This window comes from Campylobacter sp. CFSAN093229 (genome assembly GCF_011068225.1).
GTDB lineage: Bacteria > Campylobacterota > Campylobacteria > Campylobacterales > Campylobacteraceae > Campylobacter_D > Campylobacter_D jejuni.
The window spans coordinates 74693-94359 of record NZ_JAAMXB010000012.1 but is presented as its reverse complement, the minus strand read 5'-3'; the positions used below and the strand labels follow the sequence as shown (position 1 = coordinate 94359).

Genomic DNA, 19667 nt, shown 5'->3' with positions numbered 1-19667 from the left:
TAAATAAATATTTTACTTAAAAAACTTAAATTTAAGATGAGAGATATAAAGCAAGTTCGTCGCTAATGAGAAAATTAGGATTAAAATATCTTTTATTTTTGTAAAAAAGTTTTTTTTCTTTTAATAATATATTTATTTTGTCTTTTTGCCATTGATTGAGTTTTGTTTCATCAATCCCTACTATACTTCTAAGTCCTAAAAATAGATGTTCTAAATTCAAGTCTTTGGAGCTTAGTTGCTCTATAGATCTAAAAGTAGGATTTTCTATGTAATTTTTTAAATTTTTTGCTGTATAAAAACGCTTATTTTCATAAAATCCTACTGCACTTAATCCACAAGCTAGGTAGTTTTTTCCTTGCCAATAAGCAAGATTATGTTTGCAAATTTGGGCTTTGGTTTTTGAAAAATTACTGATTTCATATTGAAAAAAGTCAAGTTCTAGGAGTTGTTTGATGAAAAATTTCATTAAATTAGGAGCATTTTTTTTAAAGTGTTCTTTTTTGGCAAAGGCTGTGTTTGATTCTATGGTTAAATTATAAGCACTAAGGTGTGTGATTAAAGCCTTGATTTGTTTTAAGTGTAAGAGTTCAAATTCAAGCATTTTTTTATTGTCTAATTTTGTATCATAAATAAGATCTAAATTGATATTTTTAAAACCTACTTTATTTGCATTTTCTAATGCTTTGATAATCATTTCTTGATTGTGAATTCTTCCAAGAAAGTGAAGTTTTTTAGGATGAAAACTTTGAGCTCCAAAAGAAATGCGATTAACTCCTAAATTTTTCATATTTTTAAGCCAATTTAATGTTGCTGAGTTGGGATTAGCTTCGCATGAAATTTCTACATTTTTATCTAGTAAGGGATATAAAATTTTAAAAATATCTTCATAATTATACGCATCGACACAACTTGGTGTTCCTCCGCCTATGAATAAGGTTTTAATTTGATTTGATTGAATGTTAAATTGTTTTAATTGAAAAACAATATCTTCTTTTAAAGCCTGAAAATAAGCTTTTTCATAATCATTTTTTTTCAAACTTGTAAAAGCGCAATAATTACATTTGCTTTCACAAAATGGAATATGGATATAAAAATACATAAAAACCCTAAAATATTTTATTAAATTTTTAATGTATTTTAATAAAAATTTGATTTGATTTAGGTTAAAATTATATTCTTGAGATTTAAGGAAAAATATTGTGGAAAACGAGAAAAATTATAGACCAAATGTTGCAGCTATTGTTTTATCAAGTTCTTATCCTTTTGAGTGTAAGATTTTTATAGCTAAAAGAAGTGATATGGATAATATTTGGCAATTTCCACAAGGAGGTATTGATAAAGGTGAAAGTGTCAAAAACGCTTTATTTAGAGAACTAAAAGAAGAAATAGGCACTGATGAGGTTGAAATCATTGCTGAGTATCCAGAATGGTTGAGTTATGATTTTCCGAGTAAAATTGTTAAAAAAATGTATCCTTATGATGGACAGATTCAAAAATATTTTTTAGTGCGTTTAAAGCACGGTGCTACAATCAATATCAATACCAAGCATCCTGAATTTGATGATTATCAATTTGTGAGTGTTAAACAAATTTTTGAAATGATTAATCATTTCAAAAAAAATATTTATGTTAGAGTGATCAAATATTTTGAAGAGAAAGGTTATATCTAAAATGCTTATAGTTCAAAAATATGGTGGAACAAGCGTTGGAACACTTGAGCGTATCGAAGCAGTAGCCAATAGGGTTATCCAAAGTGTGCAACAGGGTAATCAACTTGTTGTTGTAGTGTCTGCAATGAGTGGGGTGACAAATACTCTTATCGAGCAAGCTGAATATTTTAGTAAAACTCCTAATGGTAAAGATATGGATATGCTTTTAAGCAGTGGAGAGCGTGTAACAAGCGCTTTACTTTCCATCGCTTTAAATGAAAAGGGTTATCCTGCTATATCATTTTCTGGGAGAAAAGCGGGAATTATTACAGATAGTGTTTTTACAAAGGCAAGAATTCATCATATTGATATAAAAGCGATAAAATCAGAACTTCAAAATGGTAAAATAGTTGTTATAGCAGGTTTTCAAGGTGTAGATGAGGAAGGTAATGTAACTACCTTAGGGCGTGGTGGAAGCGACTTAAGTGCTGTGGCGGTAGCAGGTGCCTTAAATGCGGATTTGTGTGAAATTTATACCGATGTTGATGGGGTTTATACAACAGATCCAAGAATTGAACCAAAGGCAAAGAAATTGGATAAAATTTCTTATGAAGAAATGCTTGAACTTGCAAGTTTGGGTGCAAAAATTTTGCAAAATCGCTCTGTAGAGCTTGCAAAAAAATTAAATGTTAACTTAGTAACTAGAAGTAGTTTTAACAATAACGAAGGAACAATGATAACAAAGGAAGATGGAATGGAACAAGCTTTAGTAAGTGGTATTGCTTTGGATAAAAATCAAGCAAGAGTGACTTTAAGAAATGTAGAAGATAAGCCTGGAATCGCAGCTGAAATTTTTTCTGTTTTAGCAAATGAAAATATTAATGTAGATATGATTATACAAAATGTTGGAGTTGATGGCGCTACAAATTTGGGTTTTACGGTTCCTCAAAATGAACTTGAATTAGCTAAAAATGCTATGCAAAAAATTTTAAGCTCAAAAACAACTATAGAAAGTGATAGTGCTGTAGTAAAAGTTTCTATAGTCGGCGTAGGCATGAAATCACATTCAGGAGTGGCAAGTAAAGCTTTTAAAGCTTTAGCTGATGAGGGGATTAATATCGGTATGATTTCTACTAGTGAAATAAAAATTTCAATGATAGTTCATGAAAAATACGGAGAACTTGCAGTTAGAGCACTACATGAGTGCTACGGACTTGATAAATAAATGAGTGATTTTTTAAGTTTTACTCTTGAAAATATTCGCAATGGCGGAGCTTTTATGGCATGGTTGGAGTCGCGTCGTTTAGAATGGGCTCCTTTGATGGCTGCAAGACTTAAATATCTTTTAGAGGGACGCACTTTTGTCTTAATGTGCGATGAACAAAGATCTTGGTATGAAGAGTATTTTTTAAAAAATATAAATTCAAAAGCCGCTCGTCCCATGCTTCCTTTTGTGTCGTTAAATTCTTTATGCAAGAAGAAAGTACAAAGTTCAGAAGATATAGCTTTACTTAATGACTTGCTTGACATTTCTTTTCCTAATGGTTATGTGTATTTTTACATAGGAAGTGCTTCTGATAATAAATCTTTAATCGCTAAATCAAGAGATGATAGTTTATTGTGGCTTTTTGATGAGCAGTTACAAGATAGTTTTTATTTAAATTCTAAAGATAAAGACTTGGATATCAAGCTTATTAGTTTATATCAACTTTTTGATGTAAGTTTGGATGCAATATTATTTTCCAAGGTGCAATTAGGATAAATATTTTGTTTATTAGTAAGATTATTATCAGTGAAGATTTTTTAGGTATTAAAGAAGAAATGATTAATAATTTTGGTATTAAAAAATTAAGATTTTTTATGCCACAAAATGAATTTTTACTTGATGATGCAAGAGCAGTTGAAAAAGAAAGCTATATCGCAGAAACCGAAGAAAAAATTATTGTTTTAATGGCGGATTCTTATAGGATAGAAGCACAAAATTTTTTACTTAAACTTCTCGAAGAACCTCCAAAAAATATTAAATTTCTTATTGTGGTACCTTCTAAAAATTTACTTTTACCTACTATAAAATCACGTCTTATTTGTGAAAAAAGAAAAGTTGAAAAGGAAGTTAAAAAACTTGATTTAGATCTTAAAAGAATGGATTTAAGAATGCTTTTTGATTTTTTGCAAAAAAATGAAAATTTGGATAAAAATGAACTTATGGATCAAATCGCATTACTTGCTAAAGAATGTGTGAAATATAAAGATTTTAATGCTGAAGAATTAGAGTTTTTTTATGAAGGCTATGAGCTTGCAAAATTAAATTCTAAAAGCGGGGTGCTTTTAGCTACTCTTTTACTAAATTATTATACAAAGAAATAAAATGAAATTTTTTAAAATCAATCCAAATACCGATTTTAATTTGCTTTGTTCTTTCATAAATCCCCATAAAATGGGACAAAAGATTATGAGTGAAAAAACAAAAATTCATTTTATTTTTATCAAAGATATTTCCACTCCTGCAGCAAATATTTTAAAACAAGATGCTTTAAGAGTAGGAGCTGAACTTATTACTCATAAAGAAGTAATTACTGCAAAAATCACTCATTCAAATGCACTTTTAATGGCAAGTAAAGAACAAATTCAAAAGCTTATTGCTAAAGAAAAGCTTCAAGATTTTGGACTTAAAAATTTGGCTCTTTTTTTGCAAAAAGATTTTTTAAAACCAAAAAAAGCTGAGCTTATGGTAGTGATTAATGTCAATGAAGACAGTTTTAATGCAAAAAGTCGTGTGAGTGAAGAAGACTTTGAAAAAAGGCTTAATGACTTTCTTGCTTTAAAGCCTGAATATATCGATATAGGTGCGGTAAGTTCAAGACCTGGGAGTGAGTATTGTGGTAAGGAAGAGGAATTTAAAAGACTGAAAAAAGTACTTGACTTAATTTATGAGAAAAATTATCATGAAAAAGCGATTTTTAGTTTAGATAGTTTTGATGAATATTGTCTAGAATATGCTTTAAATAAGGGTTTTAAACTCATTAATGATATTACAAGTTTAAGAAATCTTAATCTAGCCAAACTTGCAAGTAAATATGAGGCAAAATATTGCTTAATGCACATGCAAAACAATCCAAATAACATGCAAGATAATCCTTTTTATGAAGATTTACTTGATGAGATGACTTTATTTTTTAAAGAAAAACTTGAACTTTTAGAAAGTTTTGGAGTAAAAGAAAGTATTTTAGATGTAGGTATTGGTTTTGGAAAGAGTGCGGGGCATAATATGATTTTAATCAAACACTTAGAGCATTTTTTGCAATTTAACAAGCCTTTGCTTATAGGTGCGAGTCGCAAAAGTGTGATTAATGCGTATTTTCAAAGCGAGATTAAAGATCGTTTAGCAGGAACTTTGTATTTGCATTTAAAGGCTTTTGAAAATGGTGCTAGTATTATAAGAGTGCATGATTTATATGAGCACAAACAACTTTTTGCTTTAGCGCAGGCAATGGATAATATAGGAGTTTAGATGAAAAAAGAAGAGTATTTAGAAAAAGTTGCTTTAGCCAATTTGTGGATGAGGGCATATTATGAAAAAGATGAACCCTTGGCTAGCGATGAAGAATACGATGCTTTAATCAGAGAATTAAGAGCTTTTGAAGAACAAAATAAAGATGAAATTTCAAAAGACTCTCCAACGCAAAAAATAGCTCCTACTATACAAAGCGAGTTTAAAAAAATAGCTCATTTAAAGCGTATGTGGTCGATGGAAGATGTGTTTGATGAGAGTGAGCTTAGGGCTTGGGCAAAACGCGCAAAATGTGAAAAAAACTTTTTTATAGAGCCTAAATTTGATGGAGCGAGTTTAAATTTGCTTTATGAAAATGGTAAATTAGTAAGCGGTGCCACTAGGGGCGATGGCGAAGTGGGTGAGGATATAACGCTTAATGTTTTTGAGATAGAAAATATACCTAAAAATATAGCCTATAAAGAAAGGATAGAAATTCTTGGAGAAGTGGTGATTTTAAAAGATGATTTTGAGAAAATCAACGAAAAAAGAGCCCTTTTAAATCAAAGTTTATTTGCCAATCCACGCAATGCTGCAAGTGGGAGTTTAAGGCAGCTTGATACAAGCATCACCAAAGAAAGGAATTTGAAATTTTATCCTTGGGGAGTAGGGGAAAATACCTTAAATTTTACCAAACATAGCGAGGTGATGCAATTTATCAGAGAGCTCGGTTTTTTAAAAGATGATTTTGTAAGACTTTGTGTTAATTTAGACGAGGTTTTAAAAGCTTATGATGAGCTTTTAGCTTTAAGAGAAAAAAAGCCTATGATGATGGATGGTATGGTGGTAAGAATTGATGATCTTGCACTTTGTGAAGAATTAGGCTATACGGTAAAATTTCCAAAATTTATGGCAGCTTTTAAATTTCCTGCACTTGAAAAAACCACGCGTTTAATAGGCGTAAATTTACAAGTGGGAAGAAGTGGAGTGATCACTCCTGTGGCGGTTTTAGAACCTGTAAATTTAGATGGGGTTGTAGTAAAATCAGCCACACTCCATAATTTTGATGAGATTGCAAGACTTGATGTTAAAATCAATGATTTTGTAAGCGTGATAAGAAGTGGCGATGTTATCCCTAAAATCACTAAGGTTTTTAAAGATCGTAGAGAAGGTTTAGAGATGGAAATTTCACGCCCTAAGCTTTGTCCTACTTGCCAAAGTGAGCTTTTAGATGAAGGAACTTTAATAAAATGTCAAAATATAGACTGTGAAGATAGACTTATAAATTCTATCATTCATTTTGTTTCTAAAAAATGTCTTAATATCGACGGACTGGGAGAAAATATAGTAGAGCTTTTATACAAGCACAAAAAAATCACTACGCTTGAGAGTATTTTTCATTTAAAATTTAATGATTTTGAAGGTTTGGAAGGCTTTAAAGAAAAGAAAATTAACAATCTTTTAAATGCCATAGAACAAGCAAGAGAATGTGAGCTTTTTCGTTTTATCACAGCTTTAGGGATAGAGCATATTGGCGAGGTTGCGGCTAAAAAATTAAGTTTAAGTTTTGGTAAAGAGTGGCACAAGCAAAGCTTTGAAGCTTATGCCAATTTAGAAGGTTTTGGAGAGCAAATGGCTTTAAGTCTTTGCGAATTTACGCGTGTTAATCGCACAAGAATTGATGAGTTTTACAAGCTTTTAAATTTGAAAATAGAAAAACTTGAAATCAAAAGCGATGGTGTGATTTTTGGTAAAACTTTTGTGATTACAGGCACTCTTTCACGCCCAAGAGATGAGTTTAAGGCTTTAATAGAAAAGCTTGGAGGTAAGGTAAGTGGTTCGGTTTCTAAAAAGACTGACTATGTGCTTTTTGGAGAAGAGGCAGGTTCTAAGCTGATTAAGGCTAAAGAGCTTGAAGTAAAATGTATAGATGAAAGTGCCTTTAATGAGCTTGTTAAAGAATAGTTCTTATATTTTAACGCTTTTAAGCCTTTTTGGCTTTTTGCTAACTTGGCAAAGGACTGTTTTTTCTTTATTTTTTTTAATTCCTATTTTTTTAACACTTTTTTGGGAATTCTTTTTATTTTTAAAGCTTAGAAAAAATATTATAAAAGAAGCTACTTTGATTAAGGGAAGTTTGTTTTATCGTATTAGTATGGGGGATTTTTATCTTTATATTTTTAGTTTTTTCTTGGCGATTTTTGGACTTATTTCTTTATTTTTAAATTTTTTAAATCTTGAAAAAATTGATTTTGTTTTTATATTTATAATTTTGCCTTTATTGATGATATTTTTAAAAAAAGAATTACATTTGCAATTTGTAGATAATGCTTATAATGATTTTAGAATAGTTGTTATCGCTAGTTTTTTTACTGCTTTATTTTATGCATTTTATGGGCTTTTTTTTACTTACAATGAAATTTTAAATTTAGAACTTTTTTCTAGGAAAATCATTGCCTATAAGAGTGCTTCTTTTGTTTATTTTGATTTTTTGTCTGAATTTTTACATTTTATTTCAAATTTAAAATTTTTTATTTTTTCTTATTTTGGATATTTGGGATTTAGGGTTTTAAATTTTATTTTTGATTTTTTTAATTTTTTTATGTTTTGTTCTCTTTTGGCTTTTGTTTTTAATTTTGTTTTGAAAATAAAGATAAAAATAATTGTTTTATTTTTGTGTTTTATCATGGTTTTAGCAGGTTATTTTTTAAAAGAGCAAAGAAATAATGCCTTAAAATCCGAACAAGAACAAATACTTTTATGGATGAATAATTTTGATTTTTTAAAAGATCATAATTTAAGTTTAATTCAAAAAGAAAAAGATCTTTTTGAAAAAGAACTTAAAGATCTTAGAGAAATTTTTAAAAAAAATGCTTTTGAAATAGGCATTTGGTGGTTTTCTAAAGAAAAAGAAGACTTCGAAAAAAGAATAAATGAGAGTTTAAAATGAGATTTGATTTTTTTGTTTCAAAGCGTTTAAATATCAGTAGAAATAAAGCTTTAGAGCTTATAGAAAATGAAGAGATTTTACTTAATGGTAAAAGTTTTAAAGCTTCTTTTGATGTGAAAAATTTTTTAGAAAATTTAAAAAAAACGCAAGATTTAAATCTTGAAGATATACTTTTAGCCAATGAGTTAAAATTGGATCTTTTAAGTGAAATTTATGTTTCAAGAGCAGCTTTGAAATTAAAAAATTTTTTAGAAGAAAATGATATTGAAATAAAACATAAAAATTGTCTTGATATAGGATCTAGCACGGGTGGTTTTGTGCAAATTTTACTTGAAAATCAGGCTTTAAAAATCACTGCTCTTGATGTGGGTAGTAATCAACTCCATTCAAGTTTAAGAGTAAATGAAAAAATTATCTTGCATGAAAATACAGATCTTAGAACCTTTAAAAGTGAAGAAAAATTTGAACTTGTTACTTGTGATGTGAGTTTTATTTCTCTTATTAATTTACTTTATTATATCGATAATTTAGCTTTAAAGGAAATTATCTTACTTTTTAAACCTCAGTTTGAAGTGGGAAAAAATATCAAAAGAGATAAAAAAGGTGTTTTAAAAGATGATAAGGCAATCTTAAAGGCAAGAATGGATTTTGAAAAAGCATGTGCTAAATTGGGTTGGCTTTTAAAAAATACGCAAAAATCAAGCATTAAAGGAAAGGAAGGTAATGTTGAATATTTTTACTACTATATCAAAAATTAATATTACCTCTTTAGCCATAGGTTGTTTTGATGGTATGCATTTAGGACATCTAAAACTTGTAAAATGTTTAGATGAGAATGGGGCTTTATTAGTTATTAATAAATTTAAGGGTCAATTTCTTTGTTCAAATCGTCAAAAAGAAGAAATTTCAGGAAAAAAAGTTATAGAAGTGGATTTTGAAAGTATAAAATCTTTAGATGGTAGAGATTTTTTAAGCTTTTTGAAAAAAGAATTTGTCAATTTAAAATTTATAGTGGTGGGATATGATTTTTCTTTTGGGAAAAATAGAGCTTATAATGCTAAAGATATTGAGTTTTTAAGTGGGATAAAAACTATAATAGTTGATGAATTTAGCATAGACGGAATAGGTGTTCATGCAAGTTTAATTAAGGATTTTTTATCAAAAGCAAATTTGCAAAAAGCAAAAGAATTTTTAGGAAGAGATTATAGTATTAAAGGAAAGTTGATTAAAGGACAAGGTTTGGGCTCTAAAGAACTTTTTGCGACTATAAATTTAGATTGTGAAGGTTATTTTTTACCTCAAAATGGTGTTTATGCTACTTTGTTAAAAAGTCAAAGAAAAACTTATAAAAGTGTGAGTTTTTTAGGTGTAAGATCAAGCGATGAAAATTTTGCTATAGAAAGTCATATTTTAGAAGAATTAGGTGAAAATTTCACACAAGGGGAGTTTTTCGAACTTGAGTTTATATCTTTTCTAAGAGAGAATCAAAAATTTCAAGATCTAAAAAAACTTAAAAATCAAATTGCCAAAGACATAGAACAAGCTAGAGAATTATTAAGGAAAAATGATGAAAGATGAACTTTTTAAACAAAGCCCTAAAAAACAATTTGAATTTGATAAAAGCGTGGCTAGTGTTTTTGATGATATGATTAATCGTTCTGTACCATTTTATAGGGAAAATTTAGAACTTTGTGCTAATTTATTGGCTAAAATTTTACTTGCAAATGCAAGTATTTGTGATTTGGGCTGTTCAAGTGCTAATTTTTTGATTTTGTTGGCAAATCTAAGAAAGGATTTTAAACTTTTTGGCGTGGATAATTCTGCTTCTATGCTTGAAGTTGCAAAGTCAAAAACTAAAGCTTATGGACTTGATATAAGTTTTTTTGAAGCTAATTTATGCGAATTTGATTTTTTTACTTGCGATGTTTTTGTGGCAAATTATACCATGCAGTTTATTCGTCCTCCTAAAAGACAGGAATTGCTTGATAAAATTTATAAAAATTTAAATCCTAAAGGCATTTTGATTATGAGTGAAAAAATCCTTTATGAAGATGCTTTTTTGTCTAAAAATATCATAGAACTTTATGCAGACTACAAAGAAAAACAAGGCTATTCTAAATTTGAAATTGCAGCTAAAAGAGAAGCCTTAGAAAATGTTTTAATTCCTTATAGTCAAAAAGAAAATTTAAACATGCTAGAAAAGGCAGGTTTTAAGAAAATAGAAAGTATTTTTAAATGGGCAAATTTTGAAACTTTTATAGCTTTTAAGGATTAGAGATATTTTCATTTTCCCATTCATCTTTTGGAAAACCTACCTTATACGCATTAACACAATCTTGACTGATGATAGCTTTGTGCCTGCATTCTAAACTTCTTTTTTTTGCTTCTTCAGGGTGATTTTGATAATATTCTACACTTTTGGTTTGTTCGCATGCTGCAAAAAATATACCAATAAGGCTTAAAAAAAGAGTTATTTTCATGGTAATTTTTCCTGTGTTATATTAATATCATCACTAAAGATAGAACTTTGATTGTTTTCTGTTGTTTTGGAAAGATAAATTTCAGAAGGTGTTTCTGCTATGGGCGGCATTATAATACTTTCATTATTTTCTGAACTTTGGTTAATATCTTTTGTGATTTTTTCTTTTTTTAAATTATTTTGTTTTAAAGCTTCTAATATCTGATTATCAGATTTTTTTGGTGTGTTTGGACTGTATTTACTCTCTTCATTTGTTGGCTTAATACCAATTTCTAATGCATTAATACAATCTTCGCTAAGAGTTCCGCTTTCTTTGCATTCTTTTGCTTTTTCTTTTGCTTCGCTAGGATGATTTTTGTAGTAATTTTCTGTTTTGCTATCGCAAGCTGTTATATTAATAATTATTAAAATTGTAAGTAAAATACTTAGTCTTTGCATTTATCAATCTCCTAAAAATTTTTAGCATCTTAGCAAACTTGTATAAAGCAACGATAAATTATTTTTCTTCATTATAAGAAAAAATAGGTAAAGACCATTGATATTTGATAGCTAAAAGCCTTGCAATAACTCCTATAAAAAGAGTTAAAAGTGTGCAAACTAGAGCATTAAGCTCAAGCCACATTATTAGAGAATAATAGATTGCTCCTGCAATTATGGCAATTCCTGCATAAATTTCTTTTTGAAATACCAAAGGGATTCTCATACATAAAATATCTCTTAAAATTCCACCAAAAACACCCGTAATTACAGCAGCAGCAACGGCTATGATAAACCCATGATTTTGATCTATGGCTATTTGAGCTCCAAGTATGCTAAAAACAACAAGTCCTATAGCATCAAGAGTTAGAAATAAAGTTTCAAGTTTGGTTACTACACGTGGAATTTTTGTGGCTATAAGGGCGCAAAAACAGATTAAAATAATATATTCAGGATGTTTAACCCAAGTTAAAGGATAATGTCCTAAAAGCACATCTCGTATGCTTCCGCCTCCAATTGCTGTTACGAGAGCAATAAAAATAACTCCAAAAAGGTCCATTTTATGGCGTCCTGCAGCTAAAGCCCCTGTCATTCCTTCTGCGGAAATACCTATGATATAAAGAGTGGTTATTGTAAGAGCATTTATCTCCATAATTTATACCTTAAAATTTATCACAATTTATTTGATACTGTTTAATATTTTCATCATTTACTTCGTGGTTTGGTACTTGATAGCATTCTTTAAATTTCGGAGTTTTAATAATTTTTACATAAAAACTTGGTATAGCAATATGGTTTTTAATGTATTGTGGTTCTTTATCGTAAAGTACTAAATTTAAAACTTCAATACTTTGAAATTTTAAAGCCAAATTTCTTTCTCTTTGTTCGATTTCATTCCAAATTATATTATTTATTTGCGCATTTTGTGGGGTAATATTACTCATTAAAAATACTGAATTTTGGGCAGCTTTACTAAAGCTAAAAGAAGCATTGGGTGCAGTGTGTCCTCGCGTGTAGCCGCTGTTTTTATAATCACTCCAAGTAGTGCGGTATTTTTTAGGAATATTTGTATCATCTTCAAAGCGAGGACGTTTTTTAATTTGTTTATTTTTTAAATTTGAAGCTTCTACTTTATAAGCAACGGCTTTTGTACCTTTGAGTTTATAATCATAGCAATTTAGATAAAAAAACTTATCTAAGATTTGCGAGCAATTTATGTTGTTAAAATAAGAAGAAAAAACAGCACTAGGCTTGTAAGATTCTAAGGCGAAAATATTAAGAAATATAGCGAGTAAAAAGATGAAAATTTTCATTTAAGTTCCTTATCTTTACTTTTGCAAAGATGATTTAAAAAACATTCTTTACATAAAGGTTTTTTAGCTTTACAAGTGTAGCGTCCAAAAAGAACCATGGCTTGATGAAGATAGTTAAGATTATCTTTAAATATGCGTGTTAAATCTTCTTCTGTAGCTTCTGGAGTTTTTGCTTTGCTAAGTCCTAAGCGGTGAGAAACTCTAAAAACATGAGTATCTACAGCCATGAAATTTGCTCCACACCATTCTATTAAAACCACATGGGCGGTTTTTTGTCCCACGCCTGCTAAGGATTTTAATTTCTCTTCTTCAAGGGGAATTTCTCCGTCAAAATTTTCACAAACTGCTTTTGCCATTTTTATAAGATTTTGTGCTTTATTATTAAAAAATGAACAAGTTTGTATGTAGGTTTTAAGGCTTGATAAATTTGCATTTGCAAGAGATTTGATATCAGGATAAGCTTTAAAAAGATCAGGAGTGATGAGATTAACTCTTTTATCAGTGCATTGGGCTGAAAGCATCACACAGACTAATAGTTCGTATAAATTTGAAAATTTAAGTTCTGTTACAGGTTTCTCAAAATGTTTTAAAAAAAGCTCTTTGATTTCTAAATTTCTTTTCATTTTTTAATTTTAGTTAATTAGCTTTAAACCAAGTTTAGATATAATCGATTTTATATACATTTTATTAAAAAGGAAACCCAATGAAAAAAATTTCTTTAGTTGCAGCAGCTTTGATTGCAGGTGTAGCTTTAAATGTAAATGCAGCTACAGTAGCCACTGTTAATGGCAAGAGCATTAGTGATACAGAAGTAAGTGAATTTTTTGCCCCTATGCTTAGAGGACAGGATTTTAAAACTTTGCCAAATAATCAAAAAAAAGCTCTTATTCAGCAGTATATTATGCAAGACTTAATTTTGCAAGATGCTAAAAAACAAAATTTAGAAAAAGATCCTTTATACACAAAAGAACTTGATCGTGCAAAAGATGCAATACTTGTTAATGTTTATCAAGAGAAAATTTTAAATACAATTAAAATTGATGCGGCTAAAGTTAAAGCTTTTTATGATCAAAATAAAGACAAATACGTAAAACCTGCGAGAGTGCAAGCAAAACATATCTTAGTAGCGACAGAAAAAGAAGCTAAGGATATTATTAACGAACTTAAAGGTTTAAAAGGTAAAGAACTAGATGCTAAATTTAGTGAGCTTGCTAAAGAGAAATCAATTGATCCAGGTTCAAAAAACCAAGGTGGTGAGCTTGGTTGGTTTGATCAATCAACTATGGTAAAGCCTTTTACAGATGCTGCTTTTGCACTTAAAAATGGTACTATTACTACAACTCCAATAAAAACGAATTTTGGCTATCATGTAATCTTAAAAGAAAATTCGCAGGCTAAAGGTCAAATCAAATTTGATGAAGTAAAACAAGGTATTGAAAACGGACTTAAATTTGAAGAATTTAAAAAAGTTATCAATCAAAAAGGCCAAGATCTTTTAAATAGTGCTAAAGTGGAATATAAATAATGGGTGTTTTAGACATTGTAAAAGCAGGGGTGATTAGCGGAGATGAGCTTAATAAAGTTTATGACTATGCTAAAGCAGAGGGTTTTGCTATCCCTGCTGTTAATGTTGTAGGAACTGATTCTATTAATGCAGTTTTAGAATCTGCAAAAAAAGTTAACTCTCCAGTTATTATCCAGTTTTCAAATGGTGGGGCAAAATTTTATGCAGGGAAAAATTGTCCTAATGGAGAAGTTTTAGGTGCAATTAGTGGGGCTAAACATGTACATTTACTTGCTAAAGCTTATGGTGTACCTGTGATTTTACACACTGATCATGCCGCAAGAAAACTTTTACCTTGGATTGATGGGCTTATTGAGGCAAATGCACAATATAAAAAAACCCATGGACAAGCTTTATTTAGTTCTCATATGCTTGATCTTAGTGAAGAAAGTTTAGAAGAAAATCTTAACACTTGTGAAGTCTATCTTCAAAAACTTGATGCTTTAGGTGTCGCACTTGAAATAGAACTAGGTTGTACAGGTGGCGAAGAAGATGGAGTGGATAATACAGGTATTGATAATTCTAAGCTTTATACCCAACCAGAAGATGTAGCACTTGCATATGAAAGACTTGGAAAAATTAGTGATAAATTTTCAATTGCAGCAAGCTTTGGAAATGTACATGGAGTTTACAAACCAGGAAATGTTAGCTTACAACCTGAAATTTTAAAAAATTCGCAAAAATTTGTCAAAGATAAATTTGCTTTAAAAAATGATAAGCCTATAAATTTTGTATTTCATGGTGGTAGCGGTAGCGAGCTAAAAGATATTAAAAATGCAGTAAGTTATGGCGTAATTAAGATGAATATTGACACAGATACCCAGTGGGCTTTTTGGGATGGGGTACGTGAATATGAACTTAAAAATAGGGCTTATTTGCAAGGACAAATTGGAAATCCAGAAGGTGATGACAAGCCAAATAAAAAATACTATGATCCGCGTGTTTGGTTAAGGAGTGGTGAAGAAAGCATGATAAAGCGTCTTGAAGTCGCTTTTGAAGATTTAAACTGTATAAACAAAAACTAAGCATTTTAAAGGCTTAGTTTTATTTTGTTTTAAAAATTTTTATCAAATTAAGTAGCAATCTTTAAAATAAAATTTTTATTGAGGTATTGGTTTCATGGAGATTAAATCAGATGAAATTTCAGAACTTGTTTTGCCTGAAGGCAAAGATGCAAGAGGTTCTTTGGTTTATTTTAAAATTATTTTTATTCCAGCTTTTCTTTATATTTTGATTTTATTAGGTTATTTTAATGTAATTGACTTTAAGGTTGAATTACATACGGTTATTATGACAGGTGTGATTTTTTTTACAGCATTGATTTTTGCTAGACATAGTGCTGAGTATGCGTATAGTATTTTTGAACAACAAAAAGATGAATTTAAACAGGCTTTAAAAAGACATATTATGAGGCATTTTCTTGCCATAGGGAAAGACACGAAATCAAATGCCAATTTTGATGACTTTGCTTATACATATATTAAAGGTGCAAGAAATGAGAATTTTGCTAGTATAGGTTCGGCAATTTTTCCAATGATGGGAATTTTAGGAACTTTTATCAGCATAGCTTTTTCAATGCCAAATTTTAGTTCTAGTGATACAGCCGCTTTAGAACAAGAAATTGCAGATTTATTAAGTGGAGTAGGAACTGCTTTTTATGTTTCAATTTATGGAATTTTTCTTGCATTATGGTGGATGTTTTTTGAAAAATATGGTAAAAGTAAAATAGATCGTTTGCTAAATCGTCAAAAAAACGCTACAAGTGGATTTTTTTGGACAAAAGAAGAGCTTGATCAAAGATATTTAACTGAGAGTTTGCAACATTTTGAAAAAATTGGAGCAATTTTTAAACAAGTTAGTAACGATGATTTTTTTGCAGAGCTTGATCATGCTATTGATAGAAAATTTGGTATTTTCCAAGATATGCTAAATGTAGAAGAAAAGGCCATTAGATTAAGTAGTGAACACATCAAACAAACCATGGGTGAGCTTAGTAAAGCACAAAGAGATCAACGCGATCTTGGAAAGCTTTATAGTGAAATGTTAAATGGTATAGGTTTACTCAATCAAAATTTAAAAGAAATCAATACAAGAATGTCAGAACAATATAATCGCTTGCTCGATATCAGTAGTGATAAAATTCATCATCTTGATAAGACGCTAAGTGCATTCGATGAAAAAGTAGAGCGTTTTGGTAAAAATTTTGAACTTTATGAAAAAGCAATGTTGGAAAGTCAAGAAAAGGTTTTTGAGGGATTTAAAGCAAGCTTGTTTGAAGGTATGCATAAATTTAAAGAAGTATACGAAGAAGAAAAAAGCATCGATGCTAAAATCAAAATGATGGATGAGCTTAAAAAAGAAATGAAAGCACTTGATGAAGAAACAAGTCAAATGATGAGCAAGCTTTCTGGGGATGAAAATCAGAATAAAGAAAATGAAACCAAACAAATAGAAGATTTTTCAGAGTCTAAGACTGAAGAAAATCAAGATGAAATTCAAGCAGAAATATCTAAGCAAGAAAGCAATGATGAGCTAAAAAACGAAGATAAAGAAAATAAATGAAAAATGAGTCAAAAGAAGATAGCAATTTTTGGATAGCTTATGCTGATTTAATGGCAGGATTGCTGTTTGTTTTTATTTTGCTAATAGGTGCTATTGTTGTAAAATATGTTTTAACTCAAAGTGATTTAAAAGAAATCAAAGACAATCTCAATAAACAAGAGGCACGCTTAGAGGAGAGCAAAGAAGAGCTTAGAAATAAAGAAGCCATAGTGTTTAAACTAAGTTCTGATTTAAACAATGCTTCTAGTGCTTTAAATCTTGCTAATTCTCAAAAAGCAGAATTAGAGGCTAATATTACAAATTACAAGCAGTTAAGCAAAGATTTAAACTCAACTTTAGATAATAAAGATAAGCAAATTTTGATTTTACTAGGTCAACTAGAGAAAAAAGATGAAGAGCTTAAAAATTTACAAGAAGATTTTCAAAAAGCTAAAGAAAAGGTGCAAAATCTTGGTTTGATTCGTGAAAATTTAAGCAAGGAATTGCAAAGCAAACTTGATAATAATATCACTATAGATGAAAAGACAGGATCTATTTCTTTGCCTGCTGAAGTACTTTTTGATAAAGATTCTTATGTGTTAAAAAATGAGGCAAAGGCAAGTTTGAGAAAAATCTTAAGCGAATATTTTGATGCTATTCTTGAAGATCCAAAAATTTTTTCTAACATTGAAAATATCATTATTGAAGGACATACTGATAGTGATGGATCTTATATTTATAATTTAGATTTATCACAAAAAAGAGCATATGAGGTGATGAATTTTATCTATACTTTTTATAAAAATGATAAACTTCAAAAGCTTTTAATGGCAAGCGGGCGTTCTTTTTCAGATCCTGTGTTTATCAATGGGATTGAAGATAAGGATAAGAGTCGTCGTATAGAGATAAAATTTAGCATTAAAAATGACAATGCTTTAAAAGATATAGAAAAATTCTTTGAATTTCATTAAAACAATCAGCCCTATACAAAAGATAAATTTTAATGGGTTTGAATTTTATGTTAAAAGAGATGATTTATTAGGAGAGATTAATGGAAATAAAGCTAGAAAACTTGCATTTTATTTTCATCAAGAATATCCTAAAAATCAATGTTTTATAAGTTATGGTGGAACTCAAAGTAATGCTTTAGCAGCATTAAGTATTTTTGCTAAACAAAGATCATATAAGCTTGTTTTTGCTTGTGAAAAAATTTCTACTTTTCTTAAGAATAATCCTTGTGGAAACTATGCTTTAGCTTTAGAAAATGGTGTTGATTTTGTAGAAAATATCCATTCTTTATCCTTAAAGCAATTTGCTTTGTCTTTGTGTAAAAAAGATGATATTTTTATAGAACAAGGCATAGCTAATTTAGAAGCTCAATATGGCTATATGGAACTTGCTCAAGAAATTCAAATGCAAAGTCAAAGTTTAAAGCTTGATTTTGATATTTTTTTACCTTCGGGTACAGGCACTTCGGCAGCTTTTTTGGCAAAGTATTCTAAATTTAAAGTATTTACTTGCGCTTGTGTAGGTGATATTAAATATCTTAAAAAACAAATTTTAACATTAGATCCAAGCTATGATTTTTCAAATTTAGAATTTTTAACAAGTGATAAAAAATATCACTTTGCTAAGCCGTATAAAGAATTTTATGAGCTTTATATGGATTTAAAGTTAAAGTGCAATATAGAATTTGACTTGTTGTATGATATTTTAGGATTAAGTATAGCATTAAAACAAGAGTGGAAAAAACCATTGCTTTATATACATCAAGGTGGAATTTTAGGAAATTCCACTATGTTAGAGAGATATAAATTTAAAAAATTAGTTTAAAATTCCATAGATAAAAATGATTAAAATAATCAAAGGTACTATATATTTTACATAATAAAACCAAATTCCAAACCATGAACTTTTAAGTGTATTGTTATTGCTAAGTTCTTTTAGACTTTCTTGTTTGCCTAAAATCCAACCTACATAAATGCAGCAAAAAAATGCAGTTAAAACAAACAAAATATTTCCACTAATGAAATCAAAACTATCAAAAATGTTTTTTCCTTTGATGATAACAATATCACGCCAAGGCCCATAAGTTAGAATACAAGGAAGATTACCAAGTATGAAGATAAACCCTAGAGTTAGGTTAATAGAAAGATTTTTAGAATATTTAAATTTTTCTTCTAATACGCTAATAATAACTTGATAAATTGGCAAGCTTGTGGTTAAAGCTGCAATCAAGAGTAAGACAAAAAATAAAATACACACAATGGTGCCAAAATGGATATGAGAAAATGCTATAGGTAAAGTTTCAAAAACCAAAGAAGGCCCGCTATCTGGAGCAAGTCCCGCTGAGAAAAGTGCTGGAAAAATCATAAAACCAGCCAAAACAGCTATGATAGTATTTAAAACCCCTGTATAAATAGCGGTTTTTGCCATATTTTCATTTTTATTAAGATGAGATGAAAGTGTTATCATTACCCCAAAACCTAGGGATAAAGCAAAAAAGACTTGTCCTAAAACATCGATTAAAAGTTTTGGTGATAAAATTTTACTAAAATCAGGTTCAAGATAAAATTTAACTCCAGCCATAGCTCCATCAAGGGTTAAATTGCGTCCTACAACAATAATAAGACAAATAAATAATAAAGGCATTAAAAATTTTACGGATTTTTCTATACCATCTATAATGCCTCTTTTTAAAATAATATAATTAATAATTACAAAAACAGTGGTAAAAATACCAACTCCTAAAGGATTGAAGGCTATTTTGTCGTTAAAAAACTGATGAGTAAATTCTTTGTTTACTACATTGGCAAGACTAAAATTCCCTAGGGTTAATTCCCAAATATAAACTAAAACCCATCCTCCAAGTACCATGTAGTAAGCCATTATGCCAAAGCTTCCTAAAAGTCCCATATATCCAATACTTTGCCATTTTTGTTTGAAAGCATCTACGCTATTTGTCATCGCTTTTCTGCCTATGACATTTTCAACTAAAATAACAGGAATGCCTATGATAATCATAGCTATACAAAAAACTAATACATAAGCACCGCCACCATTTTCTCCTACAAGATAGGGAAAACGCCAAGTTGCTCCAAATCCTATGGTTGCTCCAGCGACTGTTAGAATATAAGTTAGTGTGCTACTCCATGTTTGTCTTTGCATGATTATCCTTTCGAAAAAGAATTATTTTACCTAAAA

The 19667-nt window shown here is 29.5% G+C and carries 22 protein-coding genes; 15 read left to right on the top strand and 7 right to left on the bottom strand.

Annotated elements, in window-relative coordinates; all coding sequences use genetic code 11:
- Positions 1-31 precede the first annotated feature (31 nt).
- The gene (gene hemW, locus FBE93_RS06885) at positions 32-1099 is read right to left on the bottom strand and encodes a radical SAM family heme chaperone HemW (RefSeq protein ID WP_002933508.1); all 1068 of its coding nucleotides are present in this window, start codon (positions 1097-1099) and stop codon (positions 32-34) included.
- Positions 1100-1199: 100 nt separating this feature from the next.
- On the opposite strand from hemW, the gene FBE93_RS06880 reads away from it, so the two are divergent.
- Genes FBE93_RS06880 through cmoA form a run of 10 tightly spaced genes read left to right on the top strand, consistent with a single transcriptional unit; the run spans position 1200 to position 10364 of the window.
- On the top strand, positions 1200-1670 hold the full coding sequence (locus tag FBE93_RS06880) for an RNA pyrophosphohydrolase (protein ID WP_032581179.1): 471 nt from the start codon (positions 1200-1202) through the stop codon (positions 1668-1670).
- Position 1671: 1 nt separating this feature from the next.
- Positions 1672-2874 (top strand): aspartate kinase, encoded by a 1203-nt coding sequence (locus tag FBE93_RS06875; protein WP_165434308.1) that lies wholly within the window; start codon positions 1672-1674, stop codon positions 2872-2874.
- Positions 2875-3411, top strand: coding sequence for a HobA family DNA replication regulator (locus tag FBE93_RS06870; RefSeq protein WP_002861289.1), 537 nt, complete (start codon positions 2875-2877; stop codon positions 3409-3411).
- A gap of 5 nt (positions 3412-3416) precedes the next feature.
- Complete coding sequence (locus tag FBE93_RS06865) at positions 3417-4016, top strand: DNA polymerase III subunit delta' (RefSeq protein WP_002867699.1); 600 nt, start codon at positions 3417-3419, stop codon at positions 4014-4016.
- A gap of 1 nt (position 4017) precedes the next feature.
- The gene (folP, locus tag FBE93_RS06860; protein ID WP_002931927.1) at positions 4018-5160 is read left to right on the top strand and encodes a dihydropteroate synthase; all 1143 of its coding nucleotides are present in this window, start codon (positions 4018-4020) and stop codon (positions 5158-5160) included.
- Positions 5161-7104, top strand: coding sequence for an NAD-dependent DNA ligase LigA (ligA, locus tag FBE93_RS06855; RefSeq protein ID WP_165434307.1), 1944 nt, complete (start codon positions 5161-5163; stop codon positions 7102-7104).
- Positions 7085-8089: a hypothetical protein gene (locus FBE93_RS06850; protein WP_165434322.1), complete on the top strand. Its 1005-nt coding sequence runs from the start codon at positions 7085-7087 to the stop codon at positions 8087-8089. Before ligA ends, FBE93_RS06850 begins: the two co-directional genes overlap by 20 nt.
- A complete protein-coding gene (locus tag FBE93_RS06845) occupies positions 8086-8847 on the top strand; it encodes a TlyA family RNA methyltransferase (RefSeq protein ID WP_002931934.1) in 762 nt (253 codons plus the stop codon). The genes FBE93_RS06850 and FBE93_RS06845 overlap by 4 nt, the downstream gene beginning before the upstream one ends.
- Positions 8813-9667 carry a bifunctional riboflavin kinase/FAD synthetase gene (locus FBE93_RS06840; RefSeq protein WP_002931935.1) on the top strand — a complete coding sequence of 285 codons (855 nt, stop codon included), beginning with the start codon at positions 8813-8815 and terminating at the stop codon, positions 9665-9667. The genes FBE93_RS06845 and FBE93_RS06840 overlap by 35 nt, the downstream gene beginning before the upstream one ends.
- Positions 9654-10364 carry a carboxy-S-adenosyl-L-methionine synthase CmoA gene (gene cmoA, locus FBE93_RS06835; RefSeq protein ID WP_072225838.1) on the top strand — a complete coding sequence of 237 codons (711 nt, stop codon included), beginning with the start codon at positions 9654-9656 and terminating at the stop codon, positions 10362-10364. The genes FBE93_RS06840 and cmoA overlap by 14 nt, the downstream gene beginning before the upstream one ends.
- Here the strand turns inward: cmoA and FBE93_RS06830 are convergent.
- Genes FBE93_RS06830 through nth form a run of 5 tightly spaced genes read right to left on the bottom strand, consistent with a single transcriptional unit; the run spans position 10354 to position 12981 of the window.
- A complete protein-coding gene (locus FBE93_RS06830) occupies positions 10354-10575 on the bottom strand; it encodes an EexN family lipoprotein (protein ID WP_072225837.1) in 222 nt (73 codons plus the stop codon). The genes cmoA and FBE93_RS06830 overlap by 11 nt on opposite strands.
- Positions 10566-11006, bottom strand: a complete 441-nt coding sequence (locus FBE93_RS06825; protein ID WP_002931936.1) for an EexN family lipoprotein — start codon at positions 11004-11006, stop codon at positions 10566-10568. The genes FBE93_RS06830 and FBE93_RS06825 overlap by 10 nt, the downstream gene beginning before the upstream one ends.
- A 58-nt stretch (positions 11007-11064) precedes the next feature.
- Positions 11065-11697: a trimeric intracellular cation channel family protein gene (locus FBE93_RS06820; protein ID WP_002861298.1), complete on the bottom strand. Its 633-nt coding sequence runs from the start codon at positions 11695-11697 to the stop codon at positions 11065-11067.
- A gap of 10 nt (positions 11698-11707) precedes the next feature.
- Complete coding sequence (locus FBE93_RS06815; protein WP_059110965.1) at positions 11708-12358, bottom strand: DNA/RNA non-specific endonuclease; 651 nt, start codon at positions 12356-12358, stop codon at positions 11708-11710.
- Complete coding sequence (nth, locus tag FBE93_RS06810) at positions 12355-12981, bottom strand: endonuclease III (RefSeq protein ID WP_002931938.1); 627 nt, start codon at positions 12979-12981, stop codon at positions 12355-12357. The genes FBE93_RS06815 and nth overlap by 4 nt, the downstream gene beginning before the upstream one ends.
- 80 nt (positions 12982-13061) lie before the next feature.
- Between nth and peb4 the strand changes: the two genes are divergently transcribed.
- The 5 genes from peb4 (at position 13062) to FBE93_RS06785 (ending at position 18296) form a co-directional block, all read left to right on the top strand.
- Positions 13062-13883 (top strand): peptidylprolyl isomerase PEB4, encoded by an 822-nt coding sequence (peb4, locus tag FBE93_RS06805; protein WP_165434306.1) that lies wholly within the window; start codon positions 13062-13064, stop codon positions 13881-13883.
- On the top strand, positions 13883-14947 hold the full coding sequence (gene fbaA, locus FBE93_RS06800; protein ID WP_002931943.1) for a class II fructose-bisphosphate aldolase: 1065 nt from the start codon (positions 13883-13885) through the stop codon (positions 14945-14947). The genes peb4 and fbaA overlap by 1 nt, the downstream gene beginning before the upstream one ends.
- A gap of 94 nt (positions 14948-15041) precedes the next feature.
- On the top strand, positions 15042-16484 hold the full coding sequence (locus tag FBE93_RS06795; protein WP_126219551.1) for a MotA/TolQ/ExbB proton channel family protein: 1443 nt from the start codon (positions 15042-15044) through the stop codon (positions 16482-16484).
- A complete protein-coding gene (locus FBE93_RS06790) occupies positions 16481-17434 on the top strand; it encodes an OmpA family protein (RefSeq protein ID WP_002931952.1) in 954 nt (317 codons plus the stop codon). The genes FBE93_RS06795 and FBE93_RS06790 overlap by 4 nt, the downstream gene beginning before the upstream one ends.
- Complete coding sequence (locus tag FBE93_RS06785) at positions 17421-18296, top strand: 1-aminocyclopropane-1-carboxylate deaminase/D-cysteine desulfhydrase (RefSeq protein WP_002931953.1); 876 nt, start codon at positions 17421-17423, stop codon at positions 18294-18296. Before FBE93_RS06790 ends, FBE93_RS06785 begins: the two co-directional genes overlap by 14 nt.
- On the opposite strand, the gene FBE93_RS06780 is transcribed toward FBE93_RS06785, so the two are convergent.
- Positions 18288-19631, bottom strand: a complete 1344-nt coding sequence (locus tag FBE93_RS06780; protein WP_002899674.1) for a sodium-dependent transporter — start codon at positions 19629-19631, stop codon at positions 18288-18290. The genes FBE93_RS06785 and FBE93_RS06780 overlap by 9 nt on opposite strands.
- Positions 19632-19667 lie beyond the last annotated feature (36 nt).